This is a genomic window from Kitasatospora sp. NPDC028961, assembly GCF_055564815.1.
The window spans coordinates 60,567-78,590 of record NZ_JBVHVO010000034.1; the positions used below are offsets into that span (position 1 = coordinate 60,567).

The following is an 18,024-nucleotide window of genomic DNA, read 5'->3' on the forward strand; positions in this document are numbered from 1 at the left end:
ATGGCGCCCGGCGCCGAGCGAACCCCGCACCGGCCAGGGCAGTCCCGGACAACACGGGCCGGACGCGACACCTCAGGCGTCGAAGCTGCTGCGCGCGGTCTCGATGTGGTCGAGGTTGCGGCGGGTCCAGTCGCACATCCGGTGGACGGTGTCGCGCAGGCCGAGGCCCGGCTCGGTGAGGGTGTACTCGACCCGCGGCGGCACCACGGGGAACACCCGCCGCTCCACCAGGCCGTTGCGCTCCAGCATGCGCAGGTTCTGGGTCAGCATCTTGTGGCTGATGCCCTCCACCTCGGCACGCAACTCACTGAACCGCAGGGTGCGTTCACCCACGGCCTCGATGATCAGGAGCGCCCACTTGTTGGCGACGTCCGAGAAGATCTCCCGCGCCAGGGAGTCCGCCCGCCGGAGGTCGGCTTCCTCGGCCGAGTCGCCGAACTGCTTGGTCACCATGAGGTTCCCCCGTCACTGGAAAGTGCGTTCTTCCATGTCAGAGCTCACTCTCCTACGGTTCCTGAGTAACCACAAGTGACCACGGACGGCGCGGGACCGGGGCGGGGCAGGCCCGCCCGGCCCTGCGCGACGAGGACGAAGGAGACCGGCACCATGGCCATCACCCTGCTGAATCCCACCGGACTGCCGGAGGTCGGCGCCTACCGACAGGTGTCGATCGCGACCGGATCGAGGCTGGTCTTCCTGGCCGGGCAGGTCGCCTGGGACGCCGACGGGGCCACCGTCGGCGCGGGCGATCTCGCCGCCCAGGTGGAGCGGTGCTACCTCAACGTCGCCACCGCGCTGGCCGGGGCCGGCGCCTCCTTCGCCGACGTGGCGAAGCTGACCGTGTACGTCGTCGACTGGACCCCCGACAAGCTGCCCCTCTTCCTGGCGGGAGTCGGCCGCGCGGCCGCCGCACTCGGCGTCACCCCCGTACCGCCCGGCACGCTGATCGGCGTCGCGGCCCTGGACGTGCCGGAGCACCTGGTGGAGGTGGAGGCCGTCGCCGTCCTCGACTGACCGGCCCGGCAGCACGGATCGGCCCCGACCCGCCACCACCGCCGACCGGCCCCGCTCCCCCGCCCCGACCCCCGCTCCCCCGTAAATCGTTCGTGGCCGGGCCGCCCCGCGCCGTACCGTGGGCCGGTCGATGATCTTGGCCGCCGGGTGCGGTCGCACGCGGAGGGACGGACCGATGCAGCAGCACCAGGGGTGGGCCGACGACGGGTTCGGGGCGGTCGCCGACGCCTTCGCGCGAAACTACGCCGACTTCCCCGAACTCGGCTCCGCCGTAACGGTGTTCGCCGGTGGCCGCAAAGTTGTCGAGCTGTGGGGCGGCGTCGCGGACGAGCGCACCGGCCGGCGGTGGGAGGCCGACACCGTCGTCCCGGTCTTCTCCTGCGCCAAGGGCCTCGTGGCGATCTCGGTCCACCTCCTCGCGCAGCAGGGCCTGCTCGACCTCGACGCCCCGGTGAGCCGCTACTGGCCCGAGTTCGCGGGCCCGGACGCCGATCCGAAGCGCACGGGCCGGTACGACAAGGACGCGATCACCTGCCGGATGGTCCTGGGCCACCGCGCCGGGCTCCCGGCCCTGGACGCCGCGCTCTCCTTCGAGGAGATCGCCGCCTGGGCGCCCGTGGTCCGCGCCATCGAGGAGCAGCAGCCGCTCTGGGAGCCGGGTACGACCTACGAGTACCACGGCCACGTCTTCGGCTTCCTGCTCGGCGAGGTCGTCCGGCGGATCACCGGCCTCACCCCGGGCGCCTTCTTCCGCCGGACCATCGGCGAGCCGCTCGGGCTGTCCGCCTGGCTCGGCCTTCCGCCGTCCGAACTCAGCCGCCTGGCGCGGCTGGTGGAGGCCGAGGGCCGCCGCCCGCTGCCCGGCCCGGAGCACCTGCTGACCCGGATCGTGACGATGAACGGCGCGCTCGTCTTCCCCGGCCTGGACGAGCCGCGCGGGTGGAACGACCCGGCGCTGCACGCCGTCGAGCTGCCGGGGGCGGGCGCCGTCGCCTCCGCGACCGGTCTGGCCGGCCTGTACGCGGCCGCCGTCACCGGCGTCGAGTGCACCACGGGCGGGCGGAGCGAGCGACTGCTCTCCCCGGCGACCGTCACCGACGCCGTCCGTGAACTCTCCTCCGGCGCCGGCTTCCTGGGCTTCGACCTGGGCGCCCGCTGGGGCTCGGGGGTGCTGCTCCCCTCGCCGTCGTTCCGGCCGATGCTCGGCGCCCGCAGCTTCGGCAACGACGGCGCCGGCGGCCAGTTCGCGTTCGGTGACGACGAGTTCGGCATCGGCTTCGCCTACACGGCGAACCGCATGATCGGCCACGGCGACGCGCGGGCCGATCGCCTGGTCGAGGCCGTCCGCGACAGCCTCGGCGACTGACCACCTCACCTTTGCGCGCGGGCCCCGGCGCACGGGGGCCCGCGCGGCTGCGCCCGTACGCCCCCTTTCGGCCTGACGCGTCCATGACTAGAGTCCCGGGCACACGCCGTCGAACCGTGGAGAGCCCCTCATGTGCAGAAGACCGAGCCCCACCGGAACCGCCGCCGCCACCCCCGGAACGCCCGACACCCGAGCCGTCCCCGATGCCCTCGCCGTCCCCGACACTCCCGGTAAGCCCGCCATGCCCGGCACGCCCGGCACGCCCGGCACGCCCGACTGACGCCGCCACCCCGCACCTGGCCTCCGCCCCCTCTCCACCGCTGCCCGATCGGACCGGAATGACGGGGGGTTAGCCCCACCCTCACCTGGGCGGACAGCAGGATCGTCCCGGACGGTCGCCCCTGGACATGCTGGGACCAGCACCTACCGCTGGATTCCCGACGATCACCCAGGAGTTGCCCCGTGCGCGAGCAGGCATCGCAGAGGTTCCGTTCTTCCGACCGGCAGCAGGGCGGTGGCCGGCGCAGGGCCCTGCGGGCCGCGGCCGCCGTGGCCGGGGGCGCCATGACGATGGGGCTCCTCGCGGCGCCCGCGGCCTCCGCGGCCTCCGGGACGTCCGCGGCCTCCGGGGCGTCCCGGCCGGACGCCGTCCAGCAGGGGCTGACCGCGCTGCTGCAGTCGGACGGCGCACCCGGTGCACTGGCGAGCGTCACCGACCGGTACGGCCGCACCCGCACCTACACCGCGGGGGTGGGCGACGTGACGACCGGCGCGAAGGTGCCCGACGACGGACAGGTCCGGATCGGCAGCAACACCAAGGCCTTCACGGCGGCGGTCGTGCTGCAGCTGGTCGGCCAGCACAGGATCGACCTCGACGCCAAGGTCGAGGACTACCTGCCGGGCCTGGTCCGCGGCGAGGGCGCCGGGGCGGGCATCGACGGGAACGGCATCACCGTCCGCCAGCTCCTCCAGCACACCAGCGGACTCCCCAACTACAGCAAGTACCTCGACGACGACGTCCGCTACTACGATCCCCGCGAGCTCGTCGGCATCGCGCTGCGGCACCCGGCCGACTTCGACCCGGGGAAGGGCTGGGCGTACAGCAACACCAACTACGTGCTGGCCGGCCTGATCGTCGAGAGCGTCACCCACCGGTCGCTCGCCACGGAGATCGAGCGGCGCATCATCAAGCCGCTCGGTCTGCGCCACACCTACTTCCCCGCCCCCGGTGACGCGACCATCCGGGAGGCCCACCCCCACGGCTACTACCGGGACGAGGCGGGCGCCCTGGTCGACATCACGGACATGGACCCCTCCTGGGGCTGGGCGGCGGGTCAGCTGGTCTCCACCAACTCCGACCTCAACCGCTTCTACAGCGCGCTGCTGACCCCCGGCCGCCTCCTCCTGCCCGAGCAGCTCCGCCAGATGCAGGACACCGTTCCCGCCGAGGAGACCTTCGGCCCCGGCGCCGGTTACGGACTGGGCCTGGTGAGCATGCCGCTGCCGTGCGGCCCCGGCGTCTACTGGGGTCACGGCGGCAGCTTCCCCGGGTTCGAGACCCGGGGCGGCGTCACCACCGACGGCCGGGCCGCCAACGTGGCGGTGACCGTCCAGCTGACCGACCAGCCGTCCCGGTCCCGCGTCGACGACGTGGTGCGCACGGCCCTCTGCCGCTGACCCGCACCGGCCCGCACCCGGCCCGGACCACCCGCCGGCCCGTCACCCCGGGAAGCCGGCCCACGCCACCCCGGGAAGCCCGGCCCGGACCACCCGCCGACCCGTCACCCCAGGAAGCCGGCCACCGTCGCCACGAACCGGTCGGCGTCGTCCAGCCACGGGTAGTGGCCCGCCCCGGGCTGGACGACCGGCTCGGCGTCGGGGAACAGTGCGGCGAACTCCGCGACCGGGCGCGGCGGGCTGTTCAGGTCGAACTCCCCGGTCAGCAGCAGCGCGGGCGAGGGGAAGGCGGCGAGCGCCGCCCTGGTCGCCCCGGGAGTGAAGGCGCCGTCGGCCGCGAACCGCGCGACGGCCTCCGGGTTGCCGGGCCGCCCGGCCTCCTGGACCTGGCGCGCCGCCGCGTCCCACCGCCCGTGGAAGAACGGGTCGACGGCCGCCCAGTCGGTGCCGGTCCCCTCGGTGATCGCCTCCAGCGCGGCGTACGCCGCCGGGAACCACGGCTCGCCGCTGCGCAGCCGCGCCACCTCGCGCCGGGTCCCCCCGTCGATCTCGATGCCGACGGCCCGCGTCCCGGGGCCGACCAGCACCAGCCTGCGGACGTTCGCCGGGTGGCGGGCCGCGTACTGCGTGGCGGTGTTCGCGCCGGCGGAGTGGCCGAGCACGTCCACCCGGTCGAGTCCGAGGTGGCGGCGCAGGGCCTCGATGTCGTCGACGAGGCGGTCGCAGCGGTAGGAGGCGGGATCCTCCGGGAGGGCGGAGCGGCCGGTGCCGCGCAGGTCCGGAACGATCAGCCGGCGGTGCGCGGACAGGCCGCCGAGGTCGCCGAGGTAGCGGGAGTCCGCCGGACCGCCGGGGATGCAGAGCAGCGGGTCGCCGTCCCCGTGGACGCGGTAGGCGAGTCGGGTGCCGTCGGGTGCGGAGTAGGTGGGCATGGCAGGGATCATGGCACTCATAACCAGGTTATACAACCCGGTTATGGGCAGCGCCGCCGCAGGTGTATAACCGAGTCATGGCAGGCGACCGCGACACCCACCCGACGTACGAGGCCCTGACCGAGGACCAGGCCGAGCGGATCATCGCCGGCATGAACGAGGTCATCCGGGCAGGCGAGGAGATGCGGAGCCTGCGCACCGAGATGATCCAGGTGCTCGTCGGCCTCGGCTGGAGCCAGAGCAGGATCGCCCGGCTCACCGAGATGAGCCAGCCGGCCGTCTCCAAGCAGGTGGCCAGGCACGGGAGCGGCGAGCCGCACCCCCCGCTGGACGTCTCGCTCGACCAGCACGACACGCCCTGGCTCGAAGGGCGCCTCTGGGGCCTCGCCGAGGAGGTCTCCGAGACCCTCGACGACCGCGCCCACTGCACCCGGCACGTCACCGCACTCGCCCGGGGCCGCAGGCGCTTCACCCCCCAGGGCGTCGACGAGCTGCGCCGGCTGCTCGAAGAGGACCTTCGGGTGCACCGGGAGCGGCTGCCCGCCGGCCACCGCGCGGCCTACGACGCGATCAGCCGGGCCCTGGACGTCCCCGCCGCGCGTACCGCACCCCCCGCCGGTTCACCGAAGGCCGCCATGGCCTCCGCCTCGGTGCGCCGCGCCCTCGCCCACCGGGTGCAGCGCGACCGGCTGCGGGGCGGCGAAGCCGGGACTTCCGCGCAGAATTGACCCACCGAATCCCCTGTGGAAAGCACCATCTCGCGGGCCGCATCCGCTCCTAGGCTCGGACGCATGACACCCGTTCAGATCCCCCAGCGCATGAACCTCTCCGCCGTCGCCCCGAAGGTCTTCAAGGCCGTCCTGGCGCTGGACGCAGCCTCCCGCCAGGGCCTCGACCCGGTCCTGGTCGAACTCGTGCAGATCCGCGCCTCGCAGCTCAACCACTGCGCCTACTGCATCGAGTACCACACCGGCGACGCCCGCCGGGCGGGCGAGCGGGAGGAGCGCATCTACCAGCTGAGCGCCTGGGAGGACTCCAGCCTCTTCACCGCCGAGGAGCGCGCGGCGCTCGCCCTCACCGAGGCGGTGACGCTGCTGCCGCAGGGCGTCTCCGACGCGGTCTACGACGAGGCGGCCGCGCACTTCGACGAGAAGGCGCTGGCCCAGCTCATCGCGCTGATCTTCACGGTCAACACCTGGAACCGGATGAACGTCGCTACCCGCAGGACACCCGGAGCCGTGTGAGGCGCTCCGCCGAGTCCCACCCACGGGGGCGGAGTTCCGGCGGGACCGCAAACATCCTTCCCTCCATCAGGTGAACCAGTGCCCGTCAGCTGTTCGTGGACGCAGCACCCTGCGACTCTTCTCCCGGCACCGAGTTCCGGTGCGTACGACCTTTTGGAGACGAAGCATGCAGAACCCGGCCCCGGCCGCCTCCCGTCGCCGTCCCGCCCGCAGGGCATGGGGTGCCGCGCTCGCCGCGACGGCGCTGCTGGGCCTCACGGCGCCCGCCGCGAATTCGGCCACCCCGGAGGAGAGCATCGAGACCGGCCAGAAGTACTACCTGATCGCCCAGAACCACGGCAACCGCGGGGCGACCTTCGAGGTGTCCTCCAGCACCGACTGGGCTCTGCTGACGAACGACGAGAACAGCAACGGCACCGCCGTGGTCTTCGAGAAGTCGGGCGCCGACCGCTACACGATCCGATCGACCAGCTCCAACTACCCGGGCTACGACACCTGGTGCTCGACCGACAAGGGCATCAAGCTGGCCAAGGCGGACAGTTGCGCGACGGCGTGGAAGATGGTCGCCGACGGCACCGGCTTCAAGCTGGAGGAGCCGAACCGCAGGATGATCTGCCACCCCACGTCGGGCAAGGCCTGGCTCCGGCCGGCCAGCGAGGTGTACAGCAGCGCGTTCACCGTCTTCAGGACCGTCAAGGTGGAGGACGAGTAGGCGTCGGTGCGCCGGCCGCGCACAGCGGCCGGCTCAGCTCCGGATTCCGACCCCGGGCCCGCACGGCGACGAGCGACCGGCGACACCGTCACCCGTGACCTCATTCGGCTGCTGCGCGCCGACATGGTGCGAGCATGGAGGTCCCTCCGGGTCCGGGATGGTAAAAGTCCGGGTGGGACGGGTGACCTGGCCGGGCACCCGCCCCTCGTGCTTGTCCTCGGTGGGGTGGGTCAGCCGGCGGGAACGGCGGCGATGCTCTGGATGGCGCTGCTCGGGATGGCGGAGATGTCCGTCCAGGCCCCGGCGGGCTGCTTGTCGGCGCTCCAGATCCGGTCGTCGCTGCCGATGGTGAACAGGCGGATCGTGTCTCCGATCGTGGTGGCGGCGACCTGCTTGACACCGGCGGCACCGGGGACGGCGTCGAAGGTGGTCCAGGAACCGCCGTTGGTGCTGTCGGTCGTCCAGACACGCCGGTCGCCGCCGACGGCGAAGACGCGGACAGTGTTGCCGACGGCGGTCGCGGCGATGTGCTGGATGGCGCTGCTGGGGAGGGCCTCGAAGGTGGTCCAGGTGCCGGCGGTGTAGTCGCCGGTGGTGGTCCAGATCCGCTGGTCCGAGCCGATGGCGAACAGGCGCACGGTGTTGCCGACTCCGGCCGCGGTCACCTGCTGGATGCCGCTGCTGGGGAGCGGCTCGAAGGTGGTCCAGGTGCCGGCGGTGTAGTCGCCGGCGGCGGTCCAGATCCGACCGTCGCCGCCGACGGCGAACAGGCGCACGGTGTTGCCCGTCGCGACCGCGGTCACCTGCTGGATGCCGCTGCTGGGGAGCGGCTCGAAGGTGGTCCAGGTGTCGGCGGTGTTGTCGCGGCTCGCGGTCCAGATCCGCCGGTCGCTGCCGACCACGAACAGCCGCATGATGTGGCCCATGGTCACCGCGCTGACCTGCTGGACTCCGCTGCCGCCCGGCACCGCGTCGAAGGTGCCCCACGTGTTCGGGGTGTAGGCGCCCTCGTTGGTCCAGATGTTGCTGTCGCCGCCGACGGCGAACAGTCGGCTGCCCGGTCGCGACGCCTTGATGTCCTTCACCCACGTGCCGAGGTCGTCTACGCGGGTGTTGGTGGCGCTGGTGCGGGTCTCGGTGCTGCCGAAGCAGCCGCCCTGCCAGGAGCGGGAGGCGACGGCGGCGAGTTCGGTCTTGCCGTTGACCTCGCGCAGCACGGGGGCGCCGGTGTCGCCCTTGCAGATCGAGGCGCTGTTCACGCCCGTGGTGCTCACCGCGCCGGTGGTGACGGCGTCGACAGAGAAGGTGCCACTGTGGAGCTTGTCGGGCACCCATTCGGACTTGGTGCGGCCGTAGCCGGGCACGCGCAGGCTCTCGCCGACGGTGGGTGCGGTGGTGGCGAGGACGAGCGGGGCGATGCCGTCGACGGGAGCGGAGAGCCGCGCCATGACGAGGTCGCGGTCCTGACGCGGCACCAGCTCGACGATGTCGGCGGTCTTGCCGGCACCGGTCGTGAGGTCGGTGCGGCCGACGGTGGCGGTGGTCTTCCACTTCGGCGCGCCGGCCACCAGGGCCTGCGGCTGGGCGGGGTCGGCGGCGAAGCAACTGGCGGCGGTGATGATCCAGTTGCGGTCGACGAGCGCGCCGGTGCAGGCACGCACATTGTCGCCGATGGTCAGCTTGACCGTGTAGGCGTAGGCGCCGTCCGCCGCCGGGTCACCGACGACGGCGCCGGCGGGAGCGGCAGAGAAGGTCGCCAGCGTGGCGGCGGCAATCGCGGTGGCGAGGAGGGCTGACTTCCACGCGGGGCGTGAAGTGGTGTCAGGCATGAGTTCCGTCCTTGGTCGAAAGAGAGCGTGGTTTAGCGGGGACCAGCGGTCAGGCAGTGACGCGCAGTTCGACCAGGACGGAGCGCTTGCCGCTGGGCAGGCTCTCGCCGACGGGCTCGACCGAGTTCGGTGCGACGTTCACCTGCGTCGCCTGGCCGGCCGCGACGAGTTGCGCGCTGACGGCGCGGTCCTCGGTCCAGATGCCATAGACGGCCGGCAACTCCATGGCGAGGTAACCGGTCGTACCGGAGACGGTGAAGCAGTAGCCCCGCTTGTCGAGGCGGGACTCGATGAAGATCTCGTTCGACGCCTGGCAGTCCGTCGGCACGGCGTTCCCCGGCCCCTCCTTGAGCCAGATGTGCCCATCGCCCTGCTTCAGGGTGATCTGCCGCTCCGCGAGGAGGCGGTCGGCACCGGGATGCCGGAAGTCCTCGACGGCGGCCGACATGGCGGCGTCCTCCGCGCCCGCACCGGAAGCGGCCTGCGCAACCGAGAGCGACACGAATGCGACACCTGCCGTCAGAGCGCCGACAGTACAAGCGAGAAGCGTCTTCCGGGAGCGAGGTATGGACACGTCGAATCCTTCGTTTCTGATGCGGCGCCAGTGTGATCGCTGTGCGCCGGTTACGTGTTGAGCGCAGGTAAAGCGTGCGTAAGATACCAGGAAACGTCACACCTCGGGACCTGTTCAATCGCGCAGGAACTTCTGCCCAACGGGTGCTGACGACGCAAAGTCTCGTGCCGGATTCGACGGCGGCATCGTCCCCGCGCCCTCGTGTGCCGAGTTCCGATGCCCGTAATCCGTTCACGTTCTCACAGATGCTCCAAGAGAGGAATGAATTGTGAACCTCCCCTTGCGCTCCCTGGGAGCACAGGGAGTCGTCGGGAAGACGCGACGTCCGAAGGGCCGACCAACCGGAGTGCGCCGTACGTGCACAGTCCTGTTGCCGTTGGTCCTCGCGGCCGGTCTGCTCGGGGCTGCACCCGCCCTGGCCAATGACTCCGACCCTGATTTCAATCTGCCCGAGCTGACGGACCGCGGATACGTCGTCGGTCTCTGGAGCACCGGCGGACCAGGCGTGAAGGCAGCTGCCGAGGCCGCTTTGACCGGCTCCGACGAGGACGTCAGGAAGTTCCTCGCAACCGAGCGGGACCTCGCGGAGTACCACGACGACCGGGTCTCGGCCTTCCAGATGTTCGGCCTCGGCGGACCCGGGGTTCGGGAGGCCGCGACCAAGGCTCTGAAGGGCTCCGCGGACGACCTGCGTGCCTTTCTCAGAGACGGATGGCAGACCCCGCTGGAGCAGGACCGGCGGGTCGAGGCGTTCCAGTTGGTCGCCACCGGCGGCGTGAGTGTCAAGGAGCAGGCCACCGCCGCCCTCAAGGGCACGCCCGAGGACGTCCGGAAGTTCCTCGACCAGGGCCGGTACGACGCCCTGGAGACCGACAACCGCGCACGGACGATGCAGCTCCTCGCCGCCGGCGGCCCGGCGATGAAGGATGCCGCCAAGGCCGCGCTGCGCGGCACGCCCTCCGACATCACCGAGTTCCTGGAGGTCGGTCAGTTCGTCGCCCGCGCGCGCGATCAGGAACGCTCCACGATCTCGCAACTCGCCGACCAGGCCGAGCAGGCCGGGGCGCAGGCACAGGCCGCGAAGGACGCCGCCAAGACCGCGTCCGCGCGCGCGGTCGACACCTCCCGTCAGGCCAAGGAGGCCGCGGAGACCGCGGCCAGGGAGACCGAGGCCGCCGGCCAGGACCTGACCCGCGCCAAGGAGGCCGCCGACCAGGCGGCCACGGCGGCCCAGGATGCGGCCGCTGCCGCCAACCAGGCGGCCACCGCCGCTGGAGCGGCCAACCAGGCCTCTCGCATCGCGTCCGGCGCTGCGGCTCAGGCCGCCTCGGCGGCGAGCGGCGCCGCCCTGGCTGCGGGCAACGCCCGCAGGGCGGCGAGCGCCGCCTCCTCCGACGCGGGCAAGGCCGCCGAGGCCCGTCAGCGCGCGGAGGAGGCGCGCAACGCGGCCAGGGACGCCGAGCGCGCCGCGCAGGCCGCGGACCACGCCGGCGCCGCATCCCAGGCGGCGGGCGAGGCCTCGGACGATGCCAAGAGCGCTGGCGCCAACGCCACCGCGGCGGCCGGCTCCGCGGAAAAGGCCGGCCGGCTGGCGAACGCCGCCGGGGCCGGCTCCAACCGTGCGCAGGCAGCGGCCGACCAGGCCCGCCGCCAGGCGAACGAGGCCGACCGAGCCGCGACCGCCTCCGCCGCGCTGGCCGCCCAGGCCGCCCAAGCCGCCTTCCGGGCCCGCGACGCCGCCCAGGCCGCCGCGGCGCACGCCCAGAACGCGGCGACCGCTGCGGACGAAGCCGCCCAGCACGCGGGCGAGTCCGCGATATCCGCTGCCGAAGCCGCCCGCCAGGCCGAAGAAGCCCGCAAGGCCGCCACAACGGCGAGCGACGCGGTGCAGACAGCGAGCACTGTCTACGCGCTCGCCCGCAGGACCGAGGCCGAGGACCTCACAGCCCGCACCGCCGCCGCCGTCGAGACCGCCCGGATCATCAAGCAGGCTGACGACCAGGCCACCGCGGACATCGGCACCGTGCTTGCCGAATGGCGAGCCCAGGACGACGAGATCGCCGGTCTGGCCGCCGAGGCCGCCCGCCCCGGCGCGGACCCGAAGGTACTCGCGGCCAAGGGCCGCAAGGTCGCGCTCCAGCTGATGAAGACCGCTGGCCCCTGGAGCCAGGAGGCGGCCACGCTCGCCCTCTCCGGCACCGACGACACCGTCATGGAGTGGCTGCGTACCGGCCGCCGCAAGGCCGAGCAGGACGACACGCGACAGAGCGTCCAGGAGATCGCCCAGGACAGCCCCGACGAGGCCGTCCGCACCGCCGCCACCGCGGCGCTCAAGGGCAACACCCAACAGATCGAGGCGTTCTACGCAACCGGCCGCCACGACGCGGCGATCACCGACAACCGCGTCCGTGCCTACCAACTGGTCGCCACGGGTGGCACCAGCGTCAAGGAGGCCGGCGAGAAGGCCCTGCGGGACGGCTCGGCCAAGGCCGTCGCCGGCTTCCTGCTGACCGGCCAGTACACTGCCCGTCAGATCGACGAGCGCGTCCAGACCACCCAACTGCTCGCCACAGGCGGCCCCGAGGTCCAGTCCGCGGCCAAGTTCGCGCTCGCCGGGTCGCCCGACCTCGTCAGCTCGTTCCTGCAGACCGGTAGGTTCATGGCCGACCGCAAGGACCAGCTCGCCGCGGCCCACGCGGCGCAGATGAGCCGTCTGATCGCCGAAGCCTCGCAGACCGCGGCCAAGGCACAGCAGGACGCCTGGGAGGCCACCGAGGCCGCAGCCGTGGCCGCCAACGCCTCCGGCGAGGCCGACAACGCCCGCGCCCAGGCCCGCGCCGCGGCTGACCGGGCCGGCACGTACGCCGCCGAGGCCAAGACGTCCGCCCAGGACGCCCAGACCTCCGCCACCCGGGCCGCCCAGTCCGCAACTACCGCCCGCAGCGCCTCCCAAGCGGCTGCGAGCGACGCCGGCAAGGCCACCGCCGACGCCGCCCGCGCACGGGCCTCCGCCTCCCTGGCCCGGTCGTCCGCCAACTCCGCCCGCGCTTCCGCCGACCGCGCCCGCGTTTCCGCCATCGCAGCGGGCAAGGACGCCGGCCAGGCCCAGGTCGCCGCGGACGAGGCCTGGAGCATCACCGCCGCGAAGGAGAGCCAGGAACGCGCGGCCGCGATGAGCGCCGAGGAAGCAGAGCGCCAGGCCGAGGCCAAGCAGGTCGAAGACGAGTTCATGAAGGAGCTGGAGACACAGATCCGGAGGGACATCGCCAAGGCTAAGTACTACAGTCAGTTCAGCTGCTTCTGGATCACTCCCGGCACACCGCTCGAATTCGTCAACCACTGCAAGATGGCAGGGGCGAACGGCGCATACGGACCGGGCGGAGTATTCGCACCCGGCACCATCGTGGGAACACTCAGCGAGTGGGGCTCCCACTTCCAGGACGAGGCCCAGCTCTTCAAGATGGTGGTCAAGGCCGTCCTCGGCGTGGACACCGCCGAGGAGTGCATCAAGGACAAGAGTGTCAGTGCCTGCGCCGAACTCGCTGTCAGCTTCTTCCCAGCCGGAAAGGTGCTGAAGCTCGCACAGCTCGCGAAGAAGGCCAAGACGATTGAGGAGGTGGCCAAGGCGTCACGACTGAACTGGGTGGCCAAGGCCTGCCCGGTGCCGAACAGCTTCCCGGCGGGCACGCCCGTCCTGATGGCCGACGGATCGACCCGCCCGATCGATCGGATCCGTGCCGGTGACCACGTGCGGGCAACCGATCCCACGTCCGGCAGGACCGGTTCGCACCGCGTCGACGCCACCATCTACACGCCCGACGACCGCGACTTCACCGACCTCACCGTGGCGTCGGTGGACGGTGCCACCGCCTCCGTCACCGCGACCGACCATCACCCTTTCTGGGTGGAGAACCGGCATGTCTGGGCCGACGCCGCGGACCTCACGACCGACGACACCCTGCACACGGCCACCGGCGAGAGCGCGCGGGTAACGGCCACCCGGCACTGGAAGACCCTTCAGCCTGCCTACAACCTCACGATCGACACCGTCCACACGTACTACGTGGTCGCCGGCTCCACGCCCGTGCTGGTCCACAACTCCGGCTGCGGCGTCACTGTGGACCCCGGCAAGTGGGACTACTTCTTCGGCCGGGTGACCGGAGTCCACAACGGACCGAGGTCCGTGCAGAATCTGACACAGCTTGCACGCATCGGGATTCATGACAACGCCGAGGGCCGCAAGATCATCATGGAGTTCTTCGACAAGCAGTTCTCCACCTCCGGCAACGTCTTGAAGGAGTGGACGAGTCAGTACGGGAAGTACGAGGTCAGGGATGGCCTCCTCGCCGGGCCGGGCGGATTCCTGCATGTAGAGTCGACCTGGGAGATAACCGAGAACGGTCCCCGGCTGACCACCATCATTCCCCGAGGGGGGCCCTGATGTCATACCAGAACTTCACTGTTCCTGCGGATTCCGAATTCCTGGAGGCCTTCGGCGAAGAGCCGACCCCGTCGGACGCCGCTGATTCCAGTCGGACCATCACGCTCGATTCCGGCGACGACGATAGGGTCGTGTTCTCGTTCGACGTCCCAGGCGCTTCCATTCGGATCCAGTGGATTCGGGGGTCGAAGACCATCCTCGACCTGTTTCGAGAAGGTGCGACGCTCGTCCGGCTCGAATCCGGCCATGGACGTCAGCTGATCACCGCCGCCTTCCATTCGGAGTCACTGGCCGGCGAGCTGTCGATCCAGATTTGGCCCGAAGTGGCGATCGCCGATCGGCTCCTGGTGCGGTGATGCGCTCAGCCGGCACCACCTGACGACTGTCCCGTCGCCGGGGAGGCCCTTCCGGACGCCCGTTCCGGCAGGGCCTCCCTCGCGTCCGGGGCAGCACCGACGGCCGTCCCGCCGACAGCCACCGGGTGTACCTCCAGCGCCGGCCGGCACCGATCAGGGGGCCCGGCGCTGGAGGTTCGTCGACAGCCCGGCGTGTGCGCTATGGGTGCACGCCCCCCACGCGCGCCTCACCCCAGGATGCGCGGGAGGGTGACCCGCACCCATTCCTCCGGCTGCGACAGATGCGGAGCGTGACCGGCGCCCGCGTACAGGTGCCGCTCCGCCTTCGGCAGCGCGAGATCGATCATGTCCAGCACCTCGCCGTACATCGGCGCGTTGTCATCGCTCTGCGTGAGCAGCGCGGGCTCGGTGAAACGGGACAGCGCGGTCAGGTCGAGGTCCAGCGCGTCCGGGTCCCGCAGCTCGTCCAGGTACGTCGGGGCGTTGCGGATGTAGGTGTGCCGGATCGGCGCGGGCAGCTGGGCCCACGCCCCCGGGCCGAAGGCGAGCGTCTCCACGAACAGCTCCGCCGCGGCCGCCGACTCCGCCTGTTCCAGCAGCTCCCGCACGTCGGCGATCCGGCCGGCGAACGCGGTGGCGATGGGCCGCAGGTCCGGGTCGGCCAGCAGCATCGACGTCCCGGGCGGCTCGTGCACGGCGACGCCGCGCACCAGGTCCGGGCGGGCGGCGGCGAGGCGCAGCGTGATCAGCGAGCCGTAGGAGTCCCCGCAGACGAAGACGGGGGCGAGACCGAGGCCCTGGATCAGCCCGGCGAGGTCGGCCGCGTCCTCGTGGACCGAGCCCTGGGTGAGCAGGTCGTCGCTGCGGCTGTGCCCGCGCCGGTCGTAGGCGACCACGGTGGCCTGCTCGGCCAGGCCGGGCACCACCCGCGCCCAGCTGTCGGCGTCGCTCCAGGACCCGTGGACCAGCACCACGCCCGGCCCGGCACCCCGGGCCTCGTAGTACAGCGACACCCCGTTCACCTGTATCTCGGCCATCGCGAGCCTCCCGACCGCGGTCGTGCTCCAGCCCCTCTCCGACAAGCCTGACACACCCGTGTGGGCACCGGTCGGATCAGCGGACCGAACACCGTGCCCCGACCGGGAGACGGTGACGGAGCGCTGTTCCCGCCCTGCGGTGGCCCCTCCCCGGGTCCCACCGCCGCAGCTCTCACCGAGGGTGACGGGCACCGGGCGACCGGGCCCCGGCCGCCACCGGCGACCGGTCGGCGAGGAGCAGGGCCGGCGGGCCGCCCTGGAGGAGCAACCGCCCCTCGCCGACGGCGGCGAGGGCGTCCGCCGTCGACCACCACATCCGCTCGAACCCGCCCTCACCGGGCACCGGCTTCTGCGGGCCGACGGTCAGCCACGGGCCTCGAAGAGGTGGAGCCGCGCCGTGGAGCCCGGCACCATGGCGTACGAGCCGAGCGGGCGCCACGCTTCGGCGGTGATCCCGGCTTCCTCGCGAAGCTCACGCCTCGCGCACCCCTCGGGGGTCTCCCCACGCTCCTGGCGCCCGCCGGAGAAGAACAGGTACGCGCCACCGTGCAGAGGAGACGGGCGACGACGACCGCCGCGTCCCGGGTGGGCAGCTGCGTGTCGGACATGCACGGCTCCACGGGCTACCCCCTCTCCTGGTGGCGGCGGTCGAGGAGGGTGTCCGACCAGGTGACGCCCCGCATCAGGGCGGCGGCGAGGGTCGTCCACCAGACAACACGGGCGGTGGCGGGCTCACCGGGGCCGACCAGGGCCGCGGCGACGAAGGCGAGCCCGAGGCTGATGACGAACACGACTGCCACGGCGACGAGTTCGGCGGTCGAGGGGCGGTTGGCGGGGCGATCGGCGGAGCCGGCTCGCGGGACCGGATGACCTTCGCGCGAGGCGTGATCACGTCCGGTGAGGATGCGGCGGCGGTGCTTGGGACAGCGGCGGTGCTTCGCTCGGCAGTGCATGGTGCTCAATTCCTGAGAAGGGGAGGAGGATCGGCGTCCGCGAGCAGGACGCGCACCCAGACGCGCTTGCCCGCTCCGCGACGCACGACCACGCCGAAGTCGAAGGCCAGCTCCCGGACCAGCTCGATCCCGCGCCCGCCCTCGTTGAAGCGGCGCGGCCGCCGCTCCTGGAGCGGCAGGTCGTAACGCGGGTCCCACACCTCCAGGCGGCAATCGCCGCCGAACTCCTGGAGGTAGAGCCGGACTTCGCCGTGGCCCTGGCAGGCGTGCACCACGGCGTTGGTGACGAGTTCCGAGGTGATCAGGACGAGATCGTCGACGCGCTCGCCCTGCCACCCCCACTCGGTGAGTCGTTGACGGACCTGATGGCGAGCCGTCCGCACCGAGCCCGCGTGCTCGGTGAGGGCTGCTTCCCAGGTCTGGAGGACAGGTCTGCTCAAAGTGGACATAGTTCGCCCCTTCGCATCTCAACACCCCGTCAGGAGCGTGTTCGTGCGGTCACGTTGAGTGTGGGGGATGCGAATTCGAAACCGCAACCGCAATGCTCGAAGAAATTAATTGATCTTGAAATGGACTTGAGTCCGCACCCTCCATCTGGTGAGACTGGTCGCCCACACCCGAACGGAGGGGCGCGACTTGAGCAAGGACCTGTCAGCGATCAGGCAGATCCGCCTCGGCGATGAACTGCGCGCCTGGCGGCTGGAGAACAACAAGACGTTGACCGGCATGACGACTGGCCTGAAGGGATGGAGCCCCGGTCGGCTCAGCAGGATCGAACGGGCCCAGCAACAGATCACGGCCGCCGACCTGGCCACACTGTTGGACCACGTCGGCGTCACGGGCCAGGAGAGGGAAGACTTCGAGAACCTCCTTGGCGCAGGACCGCCCAAGCAGTGGTGGCGCGATCTCGACTACGCCGAGGCCATCACCCCGGCCTTCGCCGAGTACCTTGCTCTCGAAGCCGACGCGTCGCACATACTGAACTACTTCCCTTCGGCCTTCCCCGGCCTGGTTCAGACGGAGCGCTACGCAAAGGAGATGATCGCCGCCGGGCTTGACTCTCCGAATGAGGAACGCGTCGAGGCGGGAGCGGAGGTCCGGATCCTTCGCCAACGTCGCCTGACGCAGGATCCGGTGCTGACGTTCGAAGCCTATTTCGGCGAAGTCGCCCTTCTCGTGGCCGGCGATCGAGCAACCCTGACCGAGCAGATCCGACACACGATCAAGGTCGCCCGCTACCCCAACGTCGCCCTGTGCATGGTGCCTCTGAGCGCGGGGCGCCCCGGCATCCTCTCGTCCGGAATCACCCTGATGCGCTTCCCTGACGACCCCGAAAACGGTTTCGTATTCATCGAGGCCGTCGGCGGTATGCTCCCGCGTAGAACGGGACGTGACGTACGACGGGCCGAGCGAGTCATCGGCCGAGTCAAGCGGCACGCGCTGTCTCCGGAGGACACCATCGCCGCCCTTGAACGTAAGTTGGAAGAGCTGACGTGAGCGAGAAGCACAACCCCTACGACCACGATCCCGCCACCGCCGCCTGGGTCAAGTCCCCTTTCTCCGGTGACGGCAACGGGGATTGCGTGATCATCGCCCGCTTCCCCAACGGCGACGTCTGGCTCGGCGACGACAAGGACCTCACCCGCCCCCACCTCGCCTTCGACCAGGCCGAGTGGAGCGCCTTCGTGAAGGCCGTCGAAGCCCACTCCCCCAACTTCACCGCCTGACAGAGGTCCCAGGCCCTGCCCACCCGGGCAGGGCCTGAACCCGCGCCGCCGGCGAACGCTCCCTCCTCCGCTAGCTGTATTGACCCGCAGGGTTGTTCACGCGGGTGATCGGGGGTTGTCCTCCGAGTGCGGTGTGGCTGCGATGGTAGTTGTAGGCGTGGA

The 18,024-nt window shown here is 71.5% G+C and carries 18 protein-coding genes; 10 read left to right on the forward strand and 8 right to left on the reverse strand.

Annotated features, from left to right (window positions below; translation table 11 throughout):
• Nucleotides 1-72: 72 nt before the first annotated feature.
• Entirely contained in the window at nt 73-453 is a 381-nt protein-coding gene (locus ACZ4UX_RS33630) for a winged helix-turn-helix transcriptional regulator (RefSeq protein ID WP_352290814.1), read from the reverse strand.
• 153 nt (nt 454-606) lie between these two features.
• On the opposite strand from ACZ4UX_RS33630, the gene ACZ4UX_RS33635 reads away from it, so the two are divergent.
• The 3 genes from ACZ4UX_RS33635 (at nt 607) to ACZ4UX_RS33645 (ending at nt 4,057) form a co-directional block, all read left to right on the forward strand.
• The gene (locus ACZ4UX_RS33635; protein ID WP_465709406.1) at nt 607-1,014 is read left to right on the forward strand and encodes a RidA family protein; all 408 of its coding nucleotides are present in this window, start codon (nt 607-609) and stop codon (nt 1,012-1,014) included.
• 175 nt (nt 1,015-1,189) lie between these two features.
• Complete coding sequence (locus ACZ4UX_RS33640; RefSeq protein ID WP_465709407.1) at nt 1,190-2,380, forward strand: serine hydrolase domain-containing protein; 1,191 nt, start codon at nt 1,190-1,192, stop codon at nt 2,378-2,380.
• A 462-nt stretch (nt 2,381-2,842) separates the two neighbouring features.
• Complete coding sequence (locus ACZ4UX_RS33645) at nt 2,843-4,057, forward strand: serine hydrolase domain-containing protein (RefSeq protein ID WP_465709408.1); 1,215 nt, start codon at nt 2,843-2,845, stop codon at nt 4,055-4,057.
• A gap of 104 nt (nt 4,058-4,161) precedes the next feature.
• Here the strand turns inward: ACZ4UX_RS33645 and ACZ4UX_RS33650 are convergent, their stop codons facing one another.
• On the reverse strand, nt 4,162-4,989 hold the full coding sequence (locus tag ACZ4UX_RS33650) for an alpha/beta fold hydrolase (protein ID WP_465709409.1): 828 nt from the start codon (nt 4,987-4,989) through the stop codon (nt 4,162-4,164).
• A gap of 77 nt (nt 4,990-5,066) precedes the next feature.
• Here ACZ4UX_RS33650 and ACZ4UX_RS33655 point away from each other — a divergent pair, with 77 nt between their 5' ends.
• From ACZ4UX_RS33655 to ACZ4UX_RS33665, 3 genes are all read left to right on the forward strand, one after another.
• Entirely contained in the window at nt 5,067-5,717 is a 651-nt protein-coding gene (locus ACZ4UX_RS33655) for a sigma-70 family RNA polymerase sigma factor (RefSeq protein WP_465709410.1), read from the forward strand.
• Nucleotides 5,718-5,780: 63 nt separating this feature from the next.
• Nucleotides 5,781-6,233 (forward strand): carboxymuconolactone decarboxylase family protein, encoded by a 453-nt coding sequence (locus ACZ4UX_RS33660; protein ID WP_465709411.1) that lies wholly within the window; start codon nt 5,781-5,783, stop codon nt 6,231-6,233.
• Nucleotides 6,234-6,399: 166 nt separating this feature from the next.
• Nucleotides 6,400-6,945, forward strand: a complete 546-nt coding sequence (locus tag ACZ4UX_RS33665) for a hypothetical protein (protein WP_465709412.1) — start codon at nt 6,400-6,402, stop codon at nt 6,943-6,945.
• Nucleotides 6,946-7,175: 230 nt separating this feature from the next.
• Here the strand turns inward: ACZ4UX_RS33665 and ACZ4UX_RS33670 are convergent, their stop codons facing one another.
• Nucleotides 7,176-8,774, reverse strand: coding sequence for a trypsin-like serine protease (locus tag ACZ4UX_RS33670; protein WP_465709413.1), 1,599 nt, complete (start codon nt 8,772-8,774; stop codon nt 7,176-7,178).
• A 49-nt stretch (nt 8,775-8,823) separates the two neighbouring features.
• Nucleotides 8,824-9,276: a hypothetical protein gene (locus tag ACZ4UX_RS33675; protein ID WP_465709414.1), complete on the reverse strand. Its 453-nt coding sequence runs from the start codon at nt 9,274-9,276 to the stop codon at nt 8,824-8,826.
• A 418-nt stretch (nt 9,277-9,694) separates the two neighbouring features.
• Between ACZ4UX_RS33675 and ACZ4UX_RS33680 the strand changes: the two genes are divergently transcribed.
• A complete protein-coding gene (locus ACZ4UX_RS33680; RefSeq protein ID WP_465709415.1) occupies nt 9,695-13,789 on the forward strand; it encodes a polymorphic toxin-type HINT domain-containing protein in 4,095 nt (1,364 codons plus the stop codon).
• Nucleotides 13,789-14,145 carry a hypothetical protein gene (locus ACZ4UX_RS33685; protein WP_465709416.1) on the forward strand — a complete coding sequence of 119 codons (357 nt, stop codon included), beginning with the start codon at nt 13,789-13,791 and terminating at the stop codon, nt 14,143-14,145. The genes ACZ4UX_RS33680 and ACZ4UX_RS33685 overlap by 1 nt, the downstream gene beginning before the upstream one ends.
• Before the next feature lie 227 nt (nt 14,146-14,372).
• On the opposite strand, the gene ACZ4UX_RS33690 is transcribed toward ACZ4UX_RS33685, so the two are convergent.
• From ACZ4UX_RS33690 to ACZ4UX_RS33705, 4 genes are all read right to left on the reverse strand, one after another.
• The gene (locus ACZ4UX_RS33690) at nt 14,373-15,182 is read right to left on the reverse strand and encodes an alpha/beta fold hydrolase (protein ID WP_352290807.1); all 810 of its coding nucleotides are present in this window, start codon (nt 15,180-15,182) and stop codon (nt 14,373-14,375) included.
• Nucleotides 15,183-15,545: 363 nt separating this feature from the next.
• Nucleotides 15,546-15,890: an NUDIX hydrolase gene (locus ACZ4UX_RS33695; protein WP_465709417.1), complete on the reverse strand. Its 345-nt coding sequence runs from the start codon at nt 15,888-15,890 to the stop codon at nt 15,546-15,548.
• The gene (locus tag ACZ4UX_RS33700) at nt 15,806-16,135 is read right to left on the reverse strand and encodes a hypothetical protein (protein ID WP_465709418.1); all 330 of its coding nucleotides are present in this window, start codon (nt 16,133-16,135) and stop codon (nt 15,806-15,808) included. Before ACZ4UX_RS33700 ends, ACZ4UX_RS33695 begins: the two co-directional genes overlap by 85 nt.
• Before the next feature lie 5 nt (nt 16,136-16,140).
• A complete protein-coding gene (locus ACZ4UX_RS33705; RefSeq protein ID WP_465709419.1) occupies nt 16,141-16,575 on the reverse strand; it encodes an ATP-binding protein in 435 nt (144 codons plus the stop codon).
• Nucleotides 16,576-16,771: 196 nt separating this feature from the next.
• On the opposite strand from ACZ4UX_RS33705, the gene ACZ4UX_RS33710 reads away from it, so the two are divergent.
• Nucleotides 16,772-17,632: a helix-turn-helix domain-containing protein gene (locus tag ACZ4UX_RS33710; RefSeq protein ID WP_380382631.1), complete on the forward strand. Its 861-nt coding sequence runs from the start codon at nt 16,772-16,774 to the stop codon at nt 17,630-17,632.
• Entirely contained in the window at nt 17,629-17,862 is a 234-nt protein-coding gene (locus ACZ4UX_RS33715; RefSeq protein WP_465709420.1) for a DUF397 domain-containing protein, read from the forward strand. The genes ACZ4UX_RS33710 and ACZ4UX_RS33715 overlap by 4 nt, the downstream gene beginning before the upstream one ends.
• Nucleotides 17,863-18,024 lie beyond the last annotated feature (162 nt).